Below are 18,159 nucleotides of genomic sequence, written 5' to 3'. Positions count from 1 at the left end.
CACTCGCCGGCCCCCGGATCGTCGCCCGCGAGTCAGCCGGTGCTGCTGCCGACGCCCTCGACGCGACCGCGCGACAGGCCGGGGGCGCCGCCGCGCGGCGGGTCGGCGACGAGCGCCTGCCACTCGGGCCGGTCGATCGCCCCGACCCACTCCTGACGGGTGAACCGCAGGGCGGCCGACTCGAACGGCTCGTGCACGGCCCAGCAGGCGGCGTCCGCGCCGCGGCCGACGTCCTCGTTGGTGGTCAGCGGGCTGCGGCACCAGTAGCACAGCGGCTGCGCGGCGCGCCGGCCCGTCGCGGGCTCCCACGGGCGGGCGGACTCGGCCAGCACCCGGCCGCGCACGTCGAGCTCGGCGCCGTCGACGGGGACCGGCTCGATCCACACGTCCTGGGGGCGGGCGCGCGTCGACTCCAGCGCGCGCAGCAGCACGTCCGCCATCGCGGCCGCGTCGGCGGCCGGGTGGACGACGGCGACCTCGTTCGGGGGCAGGCCCTGGTACCGCGGCTGGACGGGGTTCTGGCCGGGCTCCCACGAGGCGAGCGTCGGGACGTGCCAGCACGACCACGACGGCAGGCTCTCCCGCCGGGGGACGGTCACCTCGTCCAGCCAGGCGAGCAGCCAGACGTACCGGCCGTCGTGGACCTTGGCGACGCGGAACGTCCGGTTGCGGCGGTCCCGCTCGAGGGTCTTGGCCAGCGCGCTGGTCGGCTCCTCCGCCAGCGGCGGGTACGCGGAGCGCACGGCGAGGACCTTCCACCAGGACGCGCGCAGCTTGCGGGTGAGCCGGGCGTGCAGGTCCTCGCGGGAGATCTCCGGTGCTGCGGGCGGCTCGGCGCCGCGGGGCAGCAGCGTGAAGCTGTCGCCGATCCGCATGAACACGCCGTCGGCCTGCTCGAGCACCTGCTGCAGGTGGCAGGTGTCCACCGTCCACCCGCGGGCGCGCAGGTCCATGGCGAGCTCCTCGGCGTCCCGGCGCCCGGAGGCGCCGAGCAGGGCGGCGCAGGCGCGCACGAGGTCGTGGGAGGGAGCGGACAGCAGCATGGTGTGAGGTTCGGCGCGGACGACGCCCGGCCCGATAGGCCGTTCGGGGGACGCCGGGCCGGCGGCGCTCCTCCGTCTGGGGCCCACCGGGGCGGCCGCGCGGACCTCTCCGTCGCCGATTTCGTGTCGGGCCCGGGATGCGTGTAGCCTCTGCGGGCGTTGCCCCTTTAGCTCAGTCGGCAGAGCGTCTCCATGGTAAGGAGAAGGTCTAGGGTTCGATTCCCTAAAGGGGCTCTCCTCGACGCGGCCCGCTCTCGCGGGCGCGTGTCGGCACGGCGGGGTAGCTCAGGTGGTAGAGCAAACGGCTCATAATCGTTGTGTCGCGGGTTCAAGTCCCGCCCCCGCTACCACTGCCCCCCGAGGCCGCTCGACGGTCCGGGGAATTCGACTCGACCGGACACGGTTGGGTACCCTTGCCAGTCGGTGCGCGCCGTCCCGGCGCCGCGTCCGTAACCCGCAACCGCGAGAGAAGGCTGTCCCGTGGCCAGCAAGACCGCTGACGTCCGCCCGAAGATCACCATGGCCTGCGTGGACTGCAAGGAGCGGAACTACATCACCAAGAAGAACCGGCGCAACGACCCGGACCGCCTGGAGATGAACAAGTTCTGCCCGCGCTGCGGCAAGCACACCGCGCACCGCGAGACCCGCTGACGCGGGTCACCCAGCACCGAGGAGCGGGGCCGTCCCAGGCGGGGCGGCCCCGCTCCCGTGTTCCGGGCGTGCGTCGTCGGCGCGCGGGGGCGGGGCTCCCGCCCGCCGGTAGGTTGGTGCGGGGCACGTGCCCGACCTGCCTGACCACGTGCCCGACCACGTGCCCGGGCAGCCGGCGGACGACCGGCCGGAGACGAGCGAGGACCAGCACAGGAGGCGTCATGGCGGTCAACGCCGAGTTCGCCGGCCGCACCTACGAGCCCGAGGGCGTCTACGAGGTCGGCCGGGAGAAGATCCGCGAGTTCGCCGAGGCGGTCGCGGGGTCCGGCGGCGCCGTCCACCCGGCCCACACCGACCCCGACGCGGCCCGGTCCCTGGGGTACCCGGACGTCATCGCGCCGCCGACCTTCGCGGTGATCGTCGCCCAGCGCAGCGACGCCCGGCTGGTGCGCGACCCGGAGGCCGGGATCGACTTCAGCCGCGTCGTCCACGGCGAGCAGCGCTTCGCCCACCACCGGCCGATCGTCGCCGGTGACCGGCTGGTCGCCACCCTGCACGTCGACGCGGTCCGCTCCGCGGGCGGCCACAGCATGGTCACCACCCGCAGCGAGATCGCCACCGAGTCCGGGGAGGCGGTCTGCACCGCGACCTCCACCATCGTCGTCCGCGGGGAGGACTCCTGATGAGCGAGCACACCCGTGACCGGGCCGGCGACCCGGCCAGCGCCCCCCGCCCCCGGCTGGCCGACCTCGAGGTCGGCCAGGAGGTCGCCCGCGGCACGTACCCCGTGACCCGGGCCGACCTGGTCCGGTACGCCGGCGCCAGCGGCGACCTCAACCCGATCCACTGGAACGAGCGGTTCGCCCGCGAGGTCGGTCTGCCCGACGTCATCGCCCACGGCATGTTCACGATGGCGACGGCGGTCGACCTCGTCGTCCGCTGGTGCGGCGACCCGGGCGCCGTCGTCGACTACGGCGTCCGCTTCACCAAGCCCGTCCCGGTGCCGGACGAGGGAGGAGCCAGCGTCGACGTCGTCGCCACCGTCGGCGTGCTCGACCCCGAGGCGGGGACGGCGCGGATCGACCTCGCCGCCACCTGCGACGGCGCAGCGGTCCTGGGCAAGGCGCGCGCCGTGGTCCGGTTCCGCTGAGCCGGGAGGTCCTGGCGGCCCGCAACGCCGTCGCGCTCGTCTTCGCGGTCAACGGCTTCGCGTTCGCCACGTGGGTGTCCCGCATCCCCGAGGCCCGGACCGCGTTGGAGCTGAGCCCCGGCCGGCTGGGCACCCTGCTGCTGGCGATGTCCGCCGGTGCGGTGCTCGCGCTGCCGGCGTCCGGTGCCCTCGTCGCCCGGTTCGGCGCCGCGGCCGTCGTCGCCACGGGTGCGGTCGTCACGTCCGCGGGGCTCGTCCTCGTGGGCTCGGCCGCCGACCTGCTCGGGTCGGTGCCGCTGACGGCCCTGGGCCTGTTCGCGATGGGTCTGGGCTCCGGCTCCTGGGACGTCGCGATGAACGTCGAGGGCGCCGTCGTCGAACGGGGGCTGCGGCGCACCGTGATGCCGCGGTTCCACGCGGCGTTCAGCCTGGGCACCGTCGCCGGCGCCGCCGTCGGCGCCCTGGCCGCGTGGCTCGGGGCCGCGGTCTCGACCCACCTGGCCGGCGGGGCGGTCCTCGTGGCCCTGCTCGGCGTGCTCGGTGGCCGCTGGTTCCTGCCGGCCGCAGCCCCGGACCACGCGACCGGCGGGCGACGCAACCCGCTGGCGGCGTGGCTGGAGCCGCGCACGCTGGCGATCGGCCTGCTCGTCCTCGCCCTGGCGCTGACCGAGGGGACCGCCAACGACTGGCTCGCGGTCGCACTGGTCGACGGGCACGGCGTCCACGAGGCCGTCGGCGCCGCCGGCTTCGCCGTGTTCGTCGCCGCGATGACGCTGGGCCGGACCGTCGGCACGGGGCTGCTGGACCGGTTCGGCCGGCTGCCGGTGCTCTGGTCGAGCATGGCGCTGGCGGGCGTGGGCGTCGTCGTCACGGTGTTCGCCGGGTCGCTGCCCCTGGTCGCGGTGGGCGTGGTGATGTGGGGGCTCGGTGCGTCGCTGGGGTTCCCGGTCGGCATCAGCGCGGCCGCCGACGACCCCTCGCACGCGGCGGCGCGGGTGAGCGTCGTCTCGACCATCGGGTACACCGCGTTCCTCGTCGGCCCGCCGCTGCTCGGCTACCTCGGCGACCACGTCGGCGTGCTGCGCGCCCTGCTGCTCGTCGCCGTCCTGCTCGTCCCGTCGATGCTCGCCGCACCCGCCGCGCGACCGCCGCGCCCGGCCCCGCAGCCCGTGGGTGCCCCGCCGGGCCCCGGCACGACCCCGGTCGGCGGCGGTCGCCCGACTAACCTCGCCCCGTGACGCCGCCCGAGCACCAGAGCGCTCCCACCCAGCAGGACGCCGCCGAGGTCGCGCCGACGCTGGCGGGGCTGACGACCCTGCGGGTGGGCGGCCCGGCCAGCCGGTACGTGCGCGCGCAGGACGCCGACGCCCTGGTCGCCGCCGTGGACGCCGCGGACCGCGCGGGGGAGCCCGTCCTGCTCGTCGCCGGGGGGAGCAACCTGCTCGTGGCGGACGACGGCTTCGACGGCCTCGTCGTCGGCGTCGCCTCGCGCGGCGTCCAGGTGCGGTCCAGCGACGCGTGCAGCGGTGCGACCGTGACCGTCGCCGCCGGCGAGCCGTGGGACGACCTGGTGTCCCGGGCCGTCTCGGAGGGCTGGGTCGGGGTCGAGGCGCTGTCGGGGATCCCCGGGTCCACCGGCGCGACGCCCGTCCAGAACGTCGGCGCGTACGGCCAGGAGGTCGCCCAGACCATCGCCTCGGTGCGCACCTGGGACCGCCGCGAGCGCCGGGTCCGGACCCTGGCCGCCGCGGACTGCGGCTTCGGCTACCGGTGGTCCCGGTTCAAGGCCGACCCGTCCCGGTTCCTCGTCCTGGAGGTGACGTTCCAGCTGCGGCTGGGGGACCTGTCCGCGCCGGTGGCGTACGCCGAGCTGGCGCGGACCCTCGGGGTCGAGGTCGGCGACCGCGCACCGCTGGCGGACGTCCGGGAGGCGGTGCTGGGGCTGCGCCGGGGCAAGGGCATGGTGCTCGACGACGCGGACCACGACACGTGGAGCGCGGGCTCGTTCTTCACCAACCCCGTCCTGGACGACGACTCCCGCCTGCCCGAGGGCGCCCCCCGGTTCCCCGCGCCGGACGGACGGGTCAAGACGAGCGCGGCGTGGCTGATCGAGCACGCGGGCCTGGGCAAGGGGTACGGGCTGCCCGGTCCGGCGGCCCTGTCGACGAAGCACACGCTGGCGCTGACCAACCGGGGGACGGCGAGGGCGCAGGACCTGCTGGTGCTGGCCCGACGGGTCCGCGACCAGGTCCGCGACACCTACGGCATCGAGCTCGTCAACGAGCCGGTCCTCGTCGGCTGCGCCCTGTGAGGCTCGCCCGCCGGCGCACGTCGCCGGTGGGCGGCCGCCGGGGACGGGCGGGGCTCAGCGCCGGCGGGGCAGGCGCACGTCGTGCAGGTGGTGCACGACGTCGTGCAGCAGGTACCGGGCGAGGGTGAGCACCGTGAACCGGGAGCCGTTGCTGCGACGCGCCGGGCGGTCCCAGCCGCCGTCGGCGGGCACGGTGTCGAACCGGTCAGCGAGGCGGCGGGCGGCCTCGGCGAGGTCGAGCGACACCCGGGCCGGCTCCTGCCGGTCGTAGTCGGACGCCGCCGCGGTGGCGTCCTGGTCCCAGTTGGCGAACTCGGGGTCGTCCTCGGCCAGGACGAGCGCGAGCCGGTCGTCGAAGACGCGGTACACGTCGCGGACGTGGCAGGCGTACTCCAGCGGCGACCACGTGGCAGGGTCGGGCCGCTCGCGCAGCAGGGGGTGGCCGGCGAGGACCCGCTCCCACTCGACGGCGCTGCTGCGCACGAGGTCGGCGACCTGCTCGGGCCGGATCCGCTGGGCGTCCTCCCCGCACTCGGGGCACCGGCGGTCCAGCACCCAGGTCCAGTCCTTGTCGTCCGGGGCGACGGTCATGCGGCCCACGCTAGCGGCGGGACGGCGAGGCGATCTGGATGAGGTTGCCGCAGGTGTCGTCGAGGACCGCGGTGGTGACCTCGCCCATGTCCAGGGGGTCCTGGGTGAAGCGCACGCCGAACCCGCGCAGGCGCTCGACCTCGGCGTGGACGTCGTCCACGGTGAACGCGGCGGCGGGGATGCCGTCGGCGACGAGCGCGGAGCGGAACGGGCCGACGGCGGGGTGGACGGCCGGCTCGAGGAGCAGCTCCGGGCCGTCCGGTGCGTCCGGTGAGGCGACGGTGAGCCACCGGTGCTCGCCGAGCGGGATGTCGTGCCGGGTCACGAACCCGAGCACGTCGGTGTAGAACCGGTGCGCCGTCTCCTGGTCGTCGACGAAGACGCTCGTGATGGTGATCCTCATGGTCGGTCCTCCGGGTCGGGTGGTGCGGGCGGAGCCGGGTGCGCGGCCGGTGGTGCGTCAGGGCCGCCGGTCCACCGGTCGGTCAGGCCGCGCAGCGGCGTGGGGTCGAGGCTGTGGAGCGTGTACCGGCCCTCGCGACGCCGGTGGAGCAGCCCGGCGGCCGCGAGGACGTCGAGGTGCTGGGAGACGGCCTGGCGCGACGGGCTGATGCCGTGCCGCCCGGACAGGCGCGCGCACAGCTCGAACAGGGTCTGGTCGTCGCGGTCGGCGAGCTCGTCGAGCAGCGCCCGCCGGGTGGGGTCGGCGAGGGCCTTGAAGACGTCGGCCACCCACGTGACGTTAGGCAAGTGAGGACTTGCCTGTCAAGGGGTGAGAGCCGCCTCGTAGCGGTCGAGCACGATGCGCGCGAGACCCGGTGCCGGTGCCAGCGGAGCCGTGACGGCGTCCGCCCCCGCGCCCGCGAGCCGGTCGTGGAAGAACCCCGGCGCCAGCAGGTACGAGGCGACCACGACGCGGCCGCAGCCGCTGTCCCGCAGCCGTTCCACCGCCTCCGGCACGCTCGGCCGCGCGCTCGCGCCGAACCCCGCGAGCACCGGTCCCGGACGACGCGCGGCGAGCCCGCGGACGACGACGTCGACGTCCGCGGCGGCCTGCGGGTCGCTCGACCCGGCCGCCGCCACCACCACGCCGTCACCGGGACCGGCGCCGGCGCCGGCCAGGCGCTCGAGCAGCAGGTCGACGAGTCGGGGGTCCGGCCCGAGCGTGCCGGCGGCCCTGGCCCCCGGGCCGGCGTCCGCCACGGCCCGGGCCACGTCGACGTTGGTGTGGTACCCGGTCGACAGCAGGAGCGGCACGACGACCGCGGTGCCGCCGGCCCGCGTGACCCGGGCGACGACGTCCGAGACCTCCGGCGGCTGGACGTCGACGAACGCGGGTCGCACGTCCAGGTCGGGGCGCAGCGCGGCGACGTCCAGGAGCAGTCCGGCGACGGCGCGCCGCCCGGCCGGGTCGCGGGTGCCGTGCGCGCAGCCCACGAGCACGGGGCCGTCGTGGCCGCCGCGCCGGCCCGGCTCCCCGTCCGCGTCCCCGTGCGCCGTCACGAGCCGGCCACCTCGAGCCGGTAGCCGCGCTTGACGACGGTCCGGACCAGCGACCGGTCACCGAGTGCCTCGCGCAACCGGGCGACCGCCACCTCGGCGGCGTGCGGGTCGGTCGAGTCGCCGGGCAGGGCGGCCAGCAGGTCGGCGCGGGCGACCACCGCCCCACCGGCGCGGGCCAGCACCCGCAGCACCTCCAACCCGCTCGGGGACAGCGGCAGCAGCCGGCCGTCCAGGACGGCGCCGCCCCGGCGCACCCGCAGCACGCCGGCGGGTGTGGCCACGTCCGCGCCGGCGTCGGCCTCGAAGTGGGCCACGACGGCGCGCACGAGCGAGCCCAGCCGGCCCCGGTCGGGGACGAGGGGCTCGATCCCGCTGCGCCGCAGGGGTTCGGCCGTGACCGGCCCGACCGCCGCCGCGACCAGGTGACCGTCCGTGCAGCGTCCGCGCACCTCGTCCAGCACACCCGCCGCCGCGCACGCGTCCAGCCACGCCGCCGCGCCGGGGGCCGAGGTGAACAGCACCGCGTCGACCTCGCCGGCGGCGCAGGCGCGCACCGAGGTCGCGACGGCCGCCGGGTCCGGCGCCGGTCCCCACCGGTAGACGACGAGCGGCTCGACGTCGGCGCCCGCGGCCCGGAACGCCTCGTCCAGGCCGTCCGACCCGGCGCCGTGGTGCTGGACGGCGATCCGCTGACCCCGGACGCCCTCGCCCAGCAGCACCTCGGCGACCTCCGCGGCGGTCTCGGACTCGGCCACCCAGTCGGTGTGCAGACCCGCGGCCTGCAGGGCGCCGCGCGCCTTCGGTCCCCGCGCGACGACCCGGGCCCGGGAGAGCACCTGCAGCAGCGGCTGGGCGAGCCCGGCCGCGTCGGCCGCCTCGACCCAACCTCGGAAGCCGATGCCGGTGGTGGCGACGAGCACGTCGGGCGGGTCGGCCAGCACCCGCCGGGTCGCGGCGAGCAGCTCCGCGTCGTCGACGTGCGGGACGATGCTCAGCACCGGCGCGTGGCGCACCTGCGCGCCCCGCCGCTCCAGGGCGCCACCGAGCTCGGCGGACCGCCGGTCCGCGGTCACGAGCACGACGCAGCCCGCGAGGGGCTGCTGGGCGGCGCTCACCCGCCCATTCTGACGCCGGCCGGGTGCGGCGCCCGCGCGGCCCCGCGCCGGGCGGGGCGGTCGCGTCCGAGGACCACCGGGGCAGCCGGAGCAGCCGGAGCAGCCGGAGCCCGGACGGCCGGCGCGGACGACGCCGCCGTCGGTGCGTCGGGGTCGCGGACGTGCTCGGCCAGCAGCCCCGCAGCGGCCACGTCACCGACGACCACCACGGCAGGTGCCCGGACGGGCCCGAGGCCGGGCAGACCACCGACGGTGGTGCGACGGAGGTGCTGCCGTGGGGTGCACCCGCGCTCCACGACGGCGACCGGGACGTCGTCGCGCACGTCGTGCGCCCGCAGCGCCAGCGCGATGCGGTCGAGGGCCGCCGCGCCCATCAGGACGACGACGGTCGCCCCGGCGCGCACCAGCGTCGCGGCCAGGGCGCCGTCCAGGCCGTCGTGGCCGGTGAGGACGGCGAAACCGCGGGCCGCTCCGCGGTGGGTGACCGGGATGCCCGCCGCCGCGGGCACCGCCACCGCGCTGGTGACCCCCGGGACCACCTCCACCGGGACGCCCGCGTCCCGGCACGCCCGCACCTCCTCGCCCCCGCGACCCAGGACGAACGGGTCACCGCCCTTGAGCCGGACCACCACCTGCCCGCGCCGGGCACGGGCGACCAGCAGCCGCTCGATGTCACGCTGGGGGAGGGGGTGGCGCCCCGGCGCCTTGCCGACGTCGACCACCTCCACCTCGGGCGGCAGGTCCGCCAGCACCTCGGTGGGCGCGAGGCGGTCGGTCACGACGACGTCCGCCTCGGCCAGGGCCCGGCGCGCCCGGACCGTGAGCAGGTCCGGCGCCCCCGGCCCACCGCCGACGAGCACGACCCGCCCGGGCCCGGGCCGCCTGCGGCGCACCGGCAGCCGCCCGTGGTCGAGCAGGTCCGCGACCGCGTCCCGGACCGCGGTCGACCGCCGCGGGTCCGGTGCGCCCGCGGAGACCACCCCGACGAGCAGGTCGCCGCTGCGCGCGACGGCGGCGCACCGGGCCGAGCCGTCCCGCCCGGCGACGCAGAAGACCCGGCGGGCGTCGGCCCAGCGGCGGACCTTCGCGTCGACGGCCGGGTCGCCCGTGGCGGTGACGGCCAGCCACGTGCCGTCCAGGTCGTCGGCACGGACCGGCCGGGCGGCCCAGGTCAGGGCGCCGGTCGCGGGCGGGTCCGCCAGCAGCCCCCGCAGCTCGGCGCCCGGCGTCGGGGCGACCACCCGGACGACCGCGCCGTCCTCCAGCAGGCCCCGTGCCCGGCGCGCGGCGACCGGGCCGCCCCCGGCCACCAGCACCGCGCGGCCGGCCAGGTCCAGGCCCAGCAGGGTGGTCACCGCGAGCCCACCGCGACCAGCACGGCACCGCGGGCGTCCACCCGCACCGGCCACGTCCGCAACGGGCCCGGGGCGGCGCCCACACCGTCGAGGCAGACCCCCGTGTCCAGGTCGTACACCTGCTTGAGCAGGGGTGAGGCGACCGTCGGCACGTCACCGCGGCCCTCGACCCGCCGGCTGCCGACGATGCCGCGCGCCAGGACGTGGGCGCCCGTCACGGGGTCGCGGTGCTGCACGGCGCGCACGGTGTCGTCGTGCAGCCGGAAGAGCGCGACCTGCTGGTCCGCGACCAGGGCGGCGGCACCCCGCTCGACCTCCAGGTCCGCCAGGGCGCACACCGGGACCCACGTCCCGCGTGCCGGCGCACCCCCTGCCGCGCCGTCGACCTGCGGGCTCACCGCCGCACCTCCAGCTCCGGACCGGCCACGAGCACCGGCGTCCCCGCGAGCACCGCACCGGCCGACCGCTCGGCCGGTGTGGCGGGCCGCTTCTGGTCGCGTTCCAGCACGTACGCCAGCGAGGGGTCCGGGGTGTCCGGCGCGTTGACGAACGCGGCGAACCGGCGCAGCCTCTCGGGGTCCTCCAGCGTCTCCCGCCACTCGTCGACGTACCCGTCGACGTGCGCCGCCATCGCGGCGTCCAGGTCCGCGGCGATCCCCAGCGCGTCGTCCAGGACGACGGACCGCACGCCGTCCAGCCCGCCGTCCACCTCGTCGAGCCAGGGCGCGGTGCGCTGGAGCCGGTCGGCGGTCCGCACGTAGTAGACGAGGAAGCGGTCGATGGTGCGCACCAGCGTCGCCGTGTCGAGGTCCTCGGCGAGCAGCCGGGCGTGCCGGGGGGTGAAACCGCCGTTGCCGCCGACGTACACGTTCCAGCCCTGGTCCGTGGCGATGACGCCCACGTCCTTGCTGCGCGCCTCGGCGCACTCCCGGGCGCAGCCCGAGACACCGAGCTTGATCTTGTGCGGCGCGCGCAGCCCGCGGTACCTCAGCTCCAGCGCGATGGCCAGGGCCACCGAGTCCTGAACCCCGTACCGGCACCACGTCGACCCGACGCACGACTTCACGGTCCGCAGGGCCTTGCCGTACGCGTGGCCCGACTCGAAGCCGGCGTCCACGAGCCGGCGCCAGATCGCCGGGAGCTGCTCGATGCGCGCGCCGAAGAGGTCGATCCGCTGACCACCGGTGATCTTGGTGTACAGACCGAAGTCGGCGGCGACCTGCCCGATGGCGATGAGCCCCTCGGGGGTGATCTCGCCGCCGGGGACGCGCGGGACCACCGAGTAGCTGCCGTCCTTCTGCAGGTTCGCCATGACGTGGTCGTTGGTGTCCTGCAGCGCCGCCCGGCCGGCGTCGAGCACGTGCCCGGCGCCCAGGCTGGCCAGCACCGAGGCGACGACCGGCTTGCAGACGTCGCAGCCGCGACCCCGGCCGTGGCGCTCGACCACCTCGCTGAACGTCCGCAGCCCCGTGACCCGGACGACGTCGAACAGCTGACGGCGCGAGAGGTCGAAGTGCTCGCACAGCGCCGAGCTGACGGGCACCCCCGCCGCCGCGAGCTCCGTGGTGACGAGCCGCTTCACCAACGGCAGGCACGAGCCGCAGGACGTCCCCGCCCGGGTGCAGGCCGTGACGCCCGCGACGTCGGTGCACCCGCCCTCGCGGACGGCGCCGCGCAGCCGCCCCGCGGACACGTTGTTGCACGAGCACACCGTCGCCTCGTCCGGCAGGTCCCCTCGCTCGCCCGCACCGCCCTCGGGGAGCAACCAGGCCCCGGGGTCCCCGTCGAGCTCACGACCGACCCGGGGCCGCAGCGCGGCGTACGCGCTCGCGTCCCCCACGAGGATCCCCCCGAGCAGGACCCGCGCGTCGTCGGACAGCACGAGCTTCGTGTAGACGCCGGCGACGGGGTCGGCGTAGACCACGTCGAGGGCCCCCGGCGTGGTCCCGAACGCGTCCCCGAAGCTCGCGACGTCCACGCCGAGCAGCTTGAGCTTCGTGGCGGTGTCGGCCTCCTCGAACACCGCCGACCCGCCCAGCAGCCGGTCCACGACCACCTCGGCCATCGCGTACCCGGGCGCGACGAGCCCGAGGCAGCGGCCGGCGACGCAGGCGACCTCGCCCACCGCCCAGACGCGCTCGTCCGAGGTGCGGCACGCCTCGTCGACGACGACCCCACCCCGCTCGCCGACCTCCAGGCCCGCCGCGCGCGCGAGCTCGTCGCGCGGCCGCACCCCCGTGGCCAGGACGACGACGTCGACCGGCAGCCGACCGCCGTCGGTGAAGTCCATCCGCCCCACCCGCCCCGCCCGGTCCGCGCGCAGCCGGGCCGTCGCCGTGGCGGTCCGGACGTCGACGCCGGTGGCGGTCAGCAGCCGGGCGAGCGCCTGACCGCCGCCGTCGTCGACCTGCAACGGCATCAGCCGGGGCGCGAACTCGACGACGGTGCTGCGCGCCCCCAGGGCCTGCAGCGCCCCGGCCGCCTCCAGCCCGAGCAGGCCGCCACCGACGACGGCGCCTCGCACCGGGCGGCGCAGGGCCGCCGCACGCTGCTCCACCCAGGCGCGCAGAGCGGCCACGTCGTCCACCGTGCGGTACACGAAGACGCCGGGCAGGTCGGTGCCCGGCACCGGCGGGACGGCGGCCGCCGACCCGGTCGCCAGGACGAGGGCGTCGTAGGCCAGGACCCGGCCGCGGGCGGTCCGGACCCGGCGGGCGCCGCGGTCCAGCTCGACGACCTGCTCGCCGCGCAGCAGGGTGACGAGCGGGTCGCGCCACAGGCCGGGCTCGCCGAGCTGCAGGTCCTCGGGGTCCCGGCCGGTGAAGTACGAGGTCAGCGCGACCCGGTCGTAGGGCGCCCGCGGCTCCTCGGCGAGGACGGTGACCCGCCACCGCCCGTCGGCGTCGCGGTCGCGCAGGGCCTCCACCAGGCGGTGGGCGACCATGCCGCCGCCGACGACGACGAGGTGCTGCGTCGCGGCGGCCCGGTGCGGGCCGGCGTTCCGCGCGGGCGCGCCGGTGGTGTCCGTGGTGGGGGTGTCGCTGGTCATGACGGGGACGCTAGGAACCCGAGGTTTCGCCGGTGGGCGGCTGCTGTTTCGCCGCCGCAACGGCTTCCTCACGTCCGCCGGGGCCCCGGTGTGAGCCGTCCGCCACCGGCGTGCGCCCGTCGTCGGAGTCGCTGCGGGACAACCAGTCGACGATCCCGCCCACCACGTCCCGGCAGCCGCCGCAGCCCGTGGTGGCCCGCGTCGCCGCGGCCACCTGGGCCACGTCCCGGGCACCGGCGCGCCAGCACGCGACGACGTCGCCCTTGCTGACGCCGTTGCACCGGCACACCGTCGTGCGGTCGGGCATCCGCACCGGCGATTCGGTGCCGTCGGGTGCACCGGGCGTCGTCGCGGCCCCGGCGACGGGCCGCAGCAGCAGCTGCGCCGGGTCCAGCGGGACGGGGGTGCCCCGGCTCAGGGCGGCGAGCAGGTCGGCCCCGACCGCGGCGTCACCGACGGCGACCAGCCCGGTGACCACCCCGTCGCGGACGACGACCTCCACGTGCCGGCCGGCGTCCGGGTCGTGCAGGACCACCGACCGGCCGCCCGCCGTCCCGGCGGCACCCGCGTGGCCCGCGGCCAGGACGTCGACGCCGTCGGCCTTCAGCCGCACCACGGCCGGAGCCGGCGGGCCGTCCGCCGGGCCGTCCGCCGGGCCGTCCGCCGGGTCGTCGGGCCACCGGCCGCGGACGCCGGCACCCGCCGCCCGCACGAGCGCCGCGGCGAGCCGGCCGGCCTGCTCCCAGCCCTGGGCGACGAGCCCGGTGCCACCCTCGGGCGGCTGGGCGCAGTCGCCGACGGCGGCGACCCGCCGGTCCGCTGGGCAGCGCAGGTCGTCCCCGACCACGATCCCGTGGTCGACGTCCAGGCCGCAGTCGCGGGCGAGGCCGGTGTCCGGCACGGTCCCGCACGCCAGCACGAGCAGGTCGGTGGCCAGCGCCTCGCCGTCCACCACCAGCGCGCCGACGTGGTCCCGGTCGACGACGACCTCGGTGCGGCGCACCCCGGCGAGGGTGGCGACCCCCCGTCGCCGCAGGCCCTCCACGAGGGCGCGCGCGGCCGGTTCGTCGAGCTGGCGCTCCATCAGGTGCGGGCCGGCGTGCACGACGGTCACCGCCAGCCCGCGGCGGGCCAGGCCGCAGGCGGCCTCCAGGCCGAGCACCCCGCCGCCCAGGACGACGGCGCGGCGCGCGTTGACCGACGCGGCCACGACCTCCCGCGCGTCGTCCAGGGTGCGCAGCACGTGCGCCCCGGCGGGCAGCGGGTTCCGCCCCGGCTCCGGCGTCAGCCCCGGCACGGCCGGCACGCGCGCCCGGGCGCCGGTCGCGAGCACCAGCGCGTCGTAGGGGTGCTCGTACCCGTCGGCGTCCAGGACCACGCGCCGTCGGCGGTCGACGCGGACGGCGGCGACGCCGGTGAGCACCGCGGCCCGGTCCGAGCGGGGCTGCGGCAGCGTCAGCGACGCCACGTCCGCGCGGCCGGCGACCACGTCGCTGAGCAGCACCCGGTTGTACGGCGGGTAGGGCTCCGCGCCGAGCACCGTCACGGCCACCGCTCCTCGCCCGTCGCGGCGCAGGACCTCCTCCACCAGCCGCGACCCGACCATGCCGTGACCGACGACGACGACCCTCAGGCGACCGTCCACGCGTCCTCCTCCGTCCCGGCTCCCGCTCGCTCACCCTGCGTCCCGGGGCCCGGCCGGGCCTCCTCGACGCGGGTGACCGACACGGCGCAGACCTTGAACTCCGGCATCCCCGACACCGGGTCGGTGGCGTCGTTGGTGAGCCGGTTGACGCTGCCCTCGCCCGGCCAGTGGAACGGCACGAAGACCGTGTCGTGCCGGACGGCGGCGGTCACCCGGGCCCGGACCCGGGCGGTGCCGCGGGCGGACCGCAGCTCGACCAGGTCCCCTCCGGTGACGGCGAGCCGGTCGGCGAGCAGCGGGTGCAGCTCGGCGAACGGCTCGGGTGCGGCACGGGCCAGCTCGCCGACGCGGCGGGTCTGCGCCCCGGACTGGTAGTGCTCCAGCACCCGCCCGGTGACCAGGTGCACCGGGGCGCCGGGCCGTACGTCGTCGGCGGGCCCGACGTGCGCGACGGGCAGCATCCGGGCCCGGCCGTCCGGGGTGGGGAAGCGGTCGACCAGCAACCGCGGGGTCCCCGGGTGCGGCGGGGACGCCCCCCGCCCGGGGACCGGAGCGGGCACGGGCCAGAACAGGCCGCCGTCACCGCCGTCACCGTCGGCACCGCCGTCACCGCCGTCACCGTCGGCACCGTCGAGCCGGGCGTGGCTGAGGCCGGAGTAGTCGGCCGTGCCGCCGGCGCTGGCCCGCGCGAGCTCGTCGAAGACCGTCGCGGCGTCCGGGCCGATCGCGTCCGGCCGGCCCAGGCGGGCCGCGAGGTCGGCGAGGACCGCCAGCTCGTCACGGACCCCGGGGGGTGGGTCGACGGCGCGACGGCGCCGCAGCACCCGACCCTCGAGCGAGGTGAGCGTGCCCTCCTCCTCCGCCCACTGCGCCACGGGCAGGACGACGTCGGCCAGCGCCGTGGTCTCCGACGGCACGACGTCGCAGACGACGAGCAGGTCCAGGGCCCGCAGCCGCTGCACGACGTGACGGGCGTTGGGGGCGCTGACGACGAGGTTGCTGCCGTGCACGAGCAGGGCCCGGGGGCCGCCGGGGCGTCCGAGGGCGTCCAGCAGCCGCACCGCCGGCAGTCCCGGGCCGGGCAGGCTGTCGGGGTCCACACCCCAGACGGCGGCCACGTGCGCGCGGGCCGCGGGGTCGTCGACCCGGCGGTACCCGGGCAGCTGGTCGGCCTTCTGGCCGTGCTCGCGCCCGCCCTGCCCGTTGCCCTGCCCGGTGAGGGCGCCGTACCCGCTGCGGGGCCGCCCGGGCAGCCCGAGCGCCAGCGCGAGGTCGATCGCCGCGGTGACGGTGTCGGTGCCCTGCCGGTGCTGCTCGGCGCCCCGCCCGGTGAGGACGACGCACCCGGGCCCACCGCGGTGCGGTGCGGCCGCGGCCAGCAACCGGGCCGCGCGGCGCAGCAGGGGAGCGGGGACCCCGCACACCTGCTCGGCCCGCTCCGGCCACCACGGGGCGACGGCCCGACGGACGTCCTCCGCCCCGTGGGTGCGGCGGGCCAGGTACGCCTCGTCGGTCAGGCCCTCGGCCCACGCGACGTGCAGCAGCGCCAGCAGCACGACGAGGTCGGTGCCCGGGACCGGCTGCAGGTGCAGTCCGCCGCCGTCGTCGCACAGCGCCGCGGTGGCGCTGCGGCGGGGGTCCACCACGACCAGGCCGCCACGGGACCGCGGACCGGCCAGGTGCGCCACCGCCGGCGGCATGGTGTCGGCGAGGTTGCTGCCGAGCAGCAGCACCGCCCCGGCGCCGCCGACGTCCGCGAGCGGGAACGGCAGGCCGCGGTCGATGCCGAGGCTGCGCGTGGCCGCGGCCGCGGCGGACGACATGCAGAACCGCCCGTTGTAGTCGATGTTCGGGGTCCCCAGCACGACGCGCGCGAGCTTGCCCAGGGCGTACGCCTTCTCGTGGGTCAGGCCGCCGCCGCCGAACACCGCCACCGCCTGCGGCCCGCTCTCGGAGCGGATCGCCGTCAGGCCCGCCGCGACCAGGTCGAGCGCGTCGTCCCACGTCGTCTCGTGCAGCTCGCCGTCCGCACCCCGCACCAGCGGCGAGGTCAGGCGGTCCTCGGCGGTCAGCACCGACGCGCTGGTCCACCCCTTGCGGCACAGCCCGCCGCGGTTGGTGGGGAAGTCGCGGCCCTCGACCCGCACGCTGCCGCCGCCCGGCGTCAGCCGCATCGCGCACTGCAGGGCGCAGTACGGGCAGTGCGTGTCGACGGCGCCCGCCTCCGCGGCGTCCGCTCCCGTCGCCGGCGGGGCGCCCAGGTGGCCGCTCACACCCGCGCCCTGGCCATCCGCGCACCGGGGCGCAGGTACACGGCCCAGGTGAGGACGACCATCACCGCGTACACCCCGACGTACACCAGCATCGCCGGCTCGATCGACCCGTACGTGCCGCTGGACCACGCGTAGGTCCGGGGGACGAGGAAGCCGCCGTAGGCGCCGACCGCCGCGATGACGCCGATCGCCGCCGCCGCCTCCGCCTTGCCGCGCACCAGGTCCGCCGGGCTGCCGCCGGCGTCCTGCGCCTGGGTGCGGAAGATCGCCGGGATCATCCGGTACGTCGAGCCGTTGCCCACCCCGGAGGCCACGAAGAGCACCATGAACGCGCCGAGGAAGGCGGGGAAGCTGCCGGCCCGGAGCGCTGCGACCGCCCCGAGCACCCCGACGCCCATCCCGACGAACGAGCCGACGGTCACCACCGCGCCGCCCGCACGGTCCGCCAGCCGGCCGCCGAGGGGGCGGGCGAGCGAGCCCACCAGCGCCCCGAGGAAGGCGAAGCTCGTCACCGACACGTCGGGGAACTGGGTGGAGATGAGCAGCGGGAACGCCGCCGAGTAGCCGATGAACGACCCGAACGTGCCGATGTAGAGCACCGCCATCACCCAGGTGTGCGGGCGGCGCGCCGCGGCCCCGCTGGAGCGCAGGTCGGCCCGGGCGGGGGTGAGGTTGTCCATGTACCGCCACGCCAGGACCGCCGCGAGCAGCACCAGGGGCACCCACATCAGCCCGGCCCGTTCCAGGTGCAGGCCCCCGCCGGCGACGACCACGGCCGACACCACGACCGGGGCCTGCACGACCGCCACGCCGATGTTGCCACCGGCGGCGTTCAGCCCCAGCGCCCAGCCCTTCTCCCGCTCGGGGAAGAAGTAGGAGATGCTCGCCATCGACGACGCGAAGTTGCCGCCGCCGAAGCCGGCGGTCGCCGCGACCAGCAGCATCGTGGTGAACGACGTCGTCGGGTCGCTGACGGCCCACGCCAGCCCGAGGACGGGCACCAGCAGCAGCAGCGCCGACACGACCGTCCAGTTGCGCCCGCCGACCAACGGCACCGCGAACGTGTACGGGACGCGCAGCGTCGCCCCGACGAGGCTGGGCACCGCCACGAGCCAGAAGAGCTGGCTCTCGGTGAACGCGAAGCCCGCCGAGTTCAGGTTCACCGCGACGATGCTCCACAGCAGCCACACCGAGAACCCGAGGTGCTCGGCCAGCACCGAGAACGCGAGGTTGCGGCGGGCCACGCGCCGGCCCGTGGTCGCCCAGAAGCGCTCGTCCTCGGGTTCCCAGTGGTCGATCCAGCGTCCGCCGAGCCGGCGCCGGTCCGCGCCGGGTGCCTGCGCGGCGGCCGTGCCCCCGACGCGCTCCGTGGTGGGTACCGCCATGTCGTCCTCCTCCGGTGGGCTGCCCGGTGGCAGCGGAAACGAGAGGACGGCGACGCTAGGAGCGGCGTGTTTCGGTGCGACGGCGCCG

At 77.2% G+C, this 18,159-nt stretch carries 17 protein-coding genes and 2 tRNA genes; 7 read left to right on the top strand and 12 right to left on the bottom strand.

All coding sequences use genetic code 11. The annotated features are described in order from the left end of the window. Nucleotides 1–32 precede the first annotated feature (32 nt). Nucleotides 33–1,043: a hypothetical protein gene (locus tag ACYVQV_RS09390; RefSeq protein WP_461023010.1), complete on the bottom strand. Its 1,011-nt coding sequence runs from the start codon at nucleotides 1,041–1,043 to the stop codon at nucleotides 33–35. A gap of 161 nt (nucleotides 1,044–1,204) precedes the next feature. Here ACYVQV_RS09390 and ACYVQV_RS09385 point away from each other — a divergent pair. From ACYVQV_RS09385 to ACYVQV_RS09355, 7 genes are all read left to right on the top strand, one after another. After that, nucleotides 1,205–1,277 (top strand) — tRNA-Thr (locus ACYVQV_RS09385). Nucleotides 1,278–1,317: 40 nt separating this feature from the next. Further along, nucleotides 1,318–1,393: transfer RNA gene (locus ACYVQV_RS09380), tRNA-Met, on the top strand. A 169-nt stretch (nucleotides 1,394–1,562) separates the two neighbouring features. Beyond that, nucleotides 1,563–1,694 (top strand): 50S ribosomal protein L33, encoded by a 132-nt coding sequence (gene rpmG / locus ACYVQV_RS09375; RefSeq protein ID WP_461023041.1) that lies wholly within the window; start codon nucleotides 1,563–1,565, stop codon nucleotides 1,692–1,694. A gap of 221 nt (nucleotides 1,695–1,915) precedes the next feature. Then, entirely contained in the window at nucleotides 1,916–2,377 is a 462-nt protein-coding gene (locus ACYVQV_RS09370) for an FAS1-like dehydratase domain-containing protein (protein WP_461023009.1), read from the top strand. Then, nucleotides 2,377–2,844, top strand: coding sequence for a MaoC family dehydratase (locus ACYVQV_RS09365; RefSeq protein ID WP_461023008.1), 468 nt, complete (start codon nucleotides 2,377–2,379; stop codon nucleotides 2,842–2,844). Before ACYVQV_RS09370 ends, ACYVQV_RS09365 begins: the two co-directional genes overlap by 1 nt. Further along, nucleotides 2,841–4,082 carry an MFS transporter gene (locus tag ACYVQV_RS09360; protein WP_461023040.1) on the top strand — a complete coding sequence of 414 codons (1,242 nt, stop codon included), beginning with the start codon at nucleotides 2,841–2,843 and terminating at the stop codon, nucleotides 4,080–4,082. Before ACYVQV_RS09365 ends, ACYVQV_RS09360 begins: the two co-directional genes overlap by 4 nt. After that, the gene (locus ACYVQV_RS09355; RefSeq protein WP_461023007.1) at nucleotides 4,079–5,155 is read left to right on the top strand and encodes a UDP-N-acetylmuramate dehydrogenase; all 1,077 of its coding nucleotides are present in this window, start codon (nucleotides 4,079–4,081) and stop codon (nucleotides 5,153–5,155) included. Before ACYVQV_RS09360 ends, ACYVQV_RS09355 begins: the two co-directional genes overlap by 4 nt. 54 nt (nucleotides 5,156–5,209) lie before the next feature. On the opposite strand, the gene ACYVQV_RS09350 is transcribed toward ACYVQV_RS09355, so the two are convergent. Genes ACYVQV_RS09350 through ACYVQV_RS09300 form a run of 11 tightly spaced genes read right to left on the bottom strand, consistent with a single transcriptional unit; the run spans nucleotide 5,210 to nucleotide 18,071 of the window. Next, the gene (locus tag ACYVQV_RS09350; protein ID WP_461023006.1) at nucleotides 5,210–5,746 is read right to left on the bottom strand and encodes a DinB family protein; all 537 of its coding nucleotides are present in this window, start codon (nucleotides 5,744–5,746) and stop codon (nucleotides 5,210–5,212) included. Nucleotides 5,747–5,756: 10 nt separating this feature from the next. After that, nucleotides 5,757–6,149 carry a VOC family protein gene (locus ACYVQV_RS09345; RefSeq protein WP_461023005.1) on the bottom strand — a complete coding sequence of 131 codons (393 nt, stop codon included), beginning with the start codon at nucleotides 6,147–6,149 and terminating at the stop codon, nucleotides 5,757–5,759. Then, nucleotides 6,146–6,478 carry an ArsR/SmtB family transcription factor gene (locus ACYVQV_RS09340; RefSeq protein WP_461023004.1) on the bottom strand — a complete coding sequence of 111 codons (333 nt, stop codon included), beginning with the start codon at nucleotides 6,476–6,478 and terminating at the stop codon, nucleotides 6,146–6,148. The genes ACYVQV_RS09345 and ACYVQV_RS09340 overlap by 4 nt, the downstream gene beginning before the upstream one ends. 33 nt (nucleotides 6,479–6,511) lie before the next feature. Then, entirely contained in the window at nucleotides 6,512–7,249 is a 738-nt protein-coding gene (locus tag ACYVQV_RS09335) for a sirohydrochlorin chelatase (RefSeq protein WP_461023003.1), read from the bottom strand. Further along, nucleotides 7,246–8,364, bottom strand: a complete 1,119-nt coding sequence (locus tag ACYVQV_RS09330; protein WP_461023002.1) for a uroporphyrinogen-III synthase — start codon at nucleotides 8,362–8,364, stop codon at nucleotides 7,246–7,248. Before ACYVQV_RS09330 ends, ACYVQV_RS09335 begins: the two co-directional genes overlap by 4 nt. Beyond that, complete coding sequence (gene cobA / locus ACYVQV_RS09325) at nucleotides 8,361–9,719, bottom strand: uroporphyrinogen-III C-methyltransferase (protein WP_461023001.1); 1,359 nt, start codon at nucleotides 9,717–9,719, stop codon at nucleotides 8,361–8,363. Before cobA ends, ACYVQV_RS09330 begins: the two co-directional genes overlap by 4 nt. Next, on the bottom strand, nucleotides 9,716–10,117 hold the full coding sequence (gene nirD / locus ACYVQV_RS09320) for a nitrite reductase small subunit NirD (protein WP_461023000.1): 402 nt from the start codon (nucleotides 10,115–10,117) through the stop codon (nucleotides 9,716–9,718). The genes cobA and nirD overlap by 4 nt, the downstream gene beginning before the upstream one ends. Continuing rightward, nucleotides 10,114–12,768: a nitrite reductase large subunit NirB gene (nirB, locus tag ACYVQV_RS09315; protein WP_461022999.1), complete on the bottom strand. Its 2,655-nt coding sequence runs from the start codon at nucleotides 12,766–12,768 to the stop codon at nucleotides 10,114–10,116. The genes nirD and nirB overlap by 4 nt, the downstream gene beginning before the upstream one ends. A 10-nt stretch (nucleotides 12,769–12,778) precedes the next feature. After that, nucleotides 12,779–14,413: an FAD-dependent oxidoreductase gene (locus ACYVQV_RS09310; protein WP_461022998.1), complete on the bottom strand. Its 1,635-nt coding sequence runs from the start codon at nucleotides 14,411–14,413 to the stop codon at nucleotides 12,779–12,781. Continuing rightward, complete coding sequence (locus tag ACYVQV_RS09305) at nucleotides 14,398–16,686, bottom strand: molybdopterin oxidoreductase family protein (RefSeq protein ID WP_461022997.1); 2,289 nt, start codon at nucleotides 16,684–16,686, stop codon at nucleotides 14,398–14,400. Before ACYVQV_RS09305 ends, ACYVQV_RS09310 begins: the two co-directional genes overlap by 16 nt. Continuing rightward, complete coding sequence (locus ACYVQV_RS09300) at nucleotides 16,683–18,071, bottom strand: MFS transporter (RefSeq protein WP_461022996.1); 1,389 nt, start codon at nucleotides 18,069–18,071, stop codon at nucleotides 16,683–16,685. The genes ACYVQV_RS09305 and ACYVQV_RS09300 overlap by 4 nt, the downstream gene beginning before the upstream one ends. Nucleotides 18,072–18,159: the final 88 nt, after the last annotated feature.

This window comes from Thalassiella azotivora (genome assembly GCF_054781695.1).
The sequence above is the reverse complement of the archived record's forward strand: the minus strand, read 5'-3'. Positions and strand labels throughout refer to the sequence as shown.

Bases quoted from the DNA above. Each gene is read 5' to 3' on its own strand.
- ACYVQV_RS09390 (WP_461023010.1), bottom strand. From the start codon at position 1,043: ATGCTGCTGTCCGCTCCCTCCCACGACCTCGTGCGCGCCTGCGCCGCC.
- rpmG (WP_461023041.1), top strand. From the start codon at position 1,563: ATGGCCTGCGTGGACTGCAAGGAGCGGAACTACATCACCAAGAAGAAC.
- ACYVQV_RS09370 (WP_461023009.1), top strand. From the start codon at position 1,916: ATGGCGGTCAACGCCGAGTTCGCCGGCCGCACCTACGAGCCCGAGGGC.
- ACYVQV_RS09365 (WP_461023008.1), top strand. From the start codon at position 2,377: ATGAGCGAGCACACCCGTGACCGGGCCGGCGACCCGGCCAGCGCCCCC.
- ACYVQV_RS09350 (WP_461023006.1), bottom strand. From the start codon at position 5,746: ATGACCGTCGCCCCGGACGACAAGGACTGGACCTGGGTGCTGGACCGC.
- ACYVQV_RS09345 (WP_461023005.1), bottom strand. From the start codon at position 6,149: ATGAGGATCACCATCACGAGCGTCTTCGTCGACGACCAGGAGACGGCG.
- nirB (WP_461022999.1), bottom strand. From the start codon at position 12,768: ATGACCAGCGACACCCCCACCACGGACACCACCGGCGCGCCCGCGCGG.
- ACYVQV_RS09300 (WP_461022996.1), bottom strand. From the start codon at position 18,071: ATGGCGGTACCCACCACGGAGCGCGTCGGGGGCACGGCCGCCGCGCAG.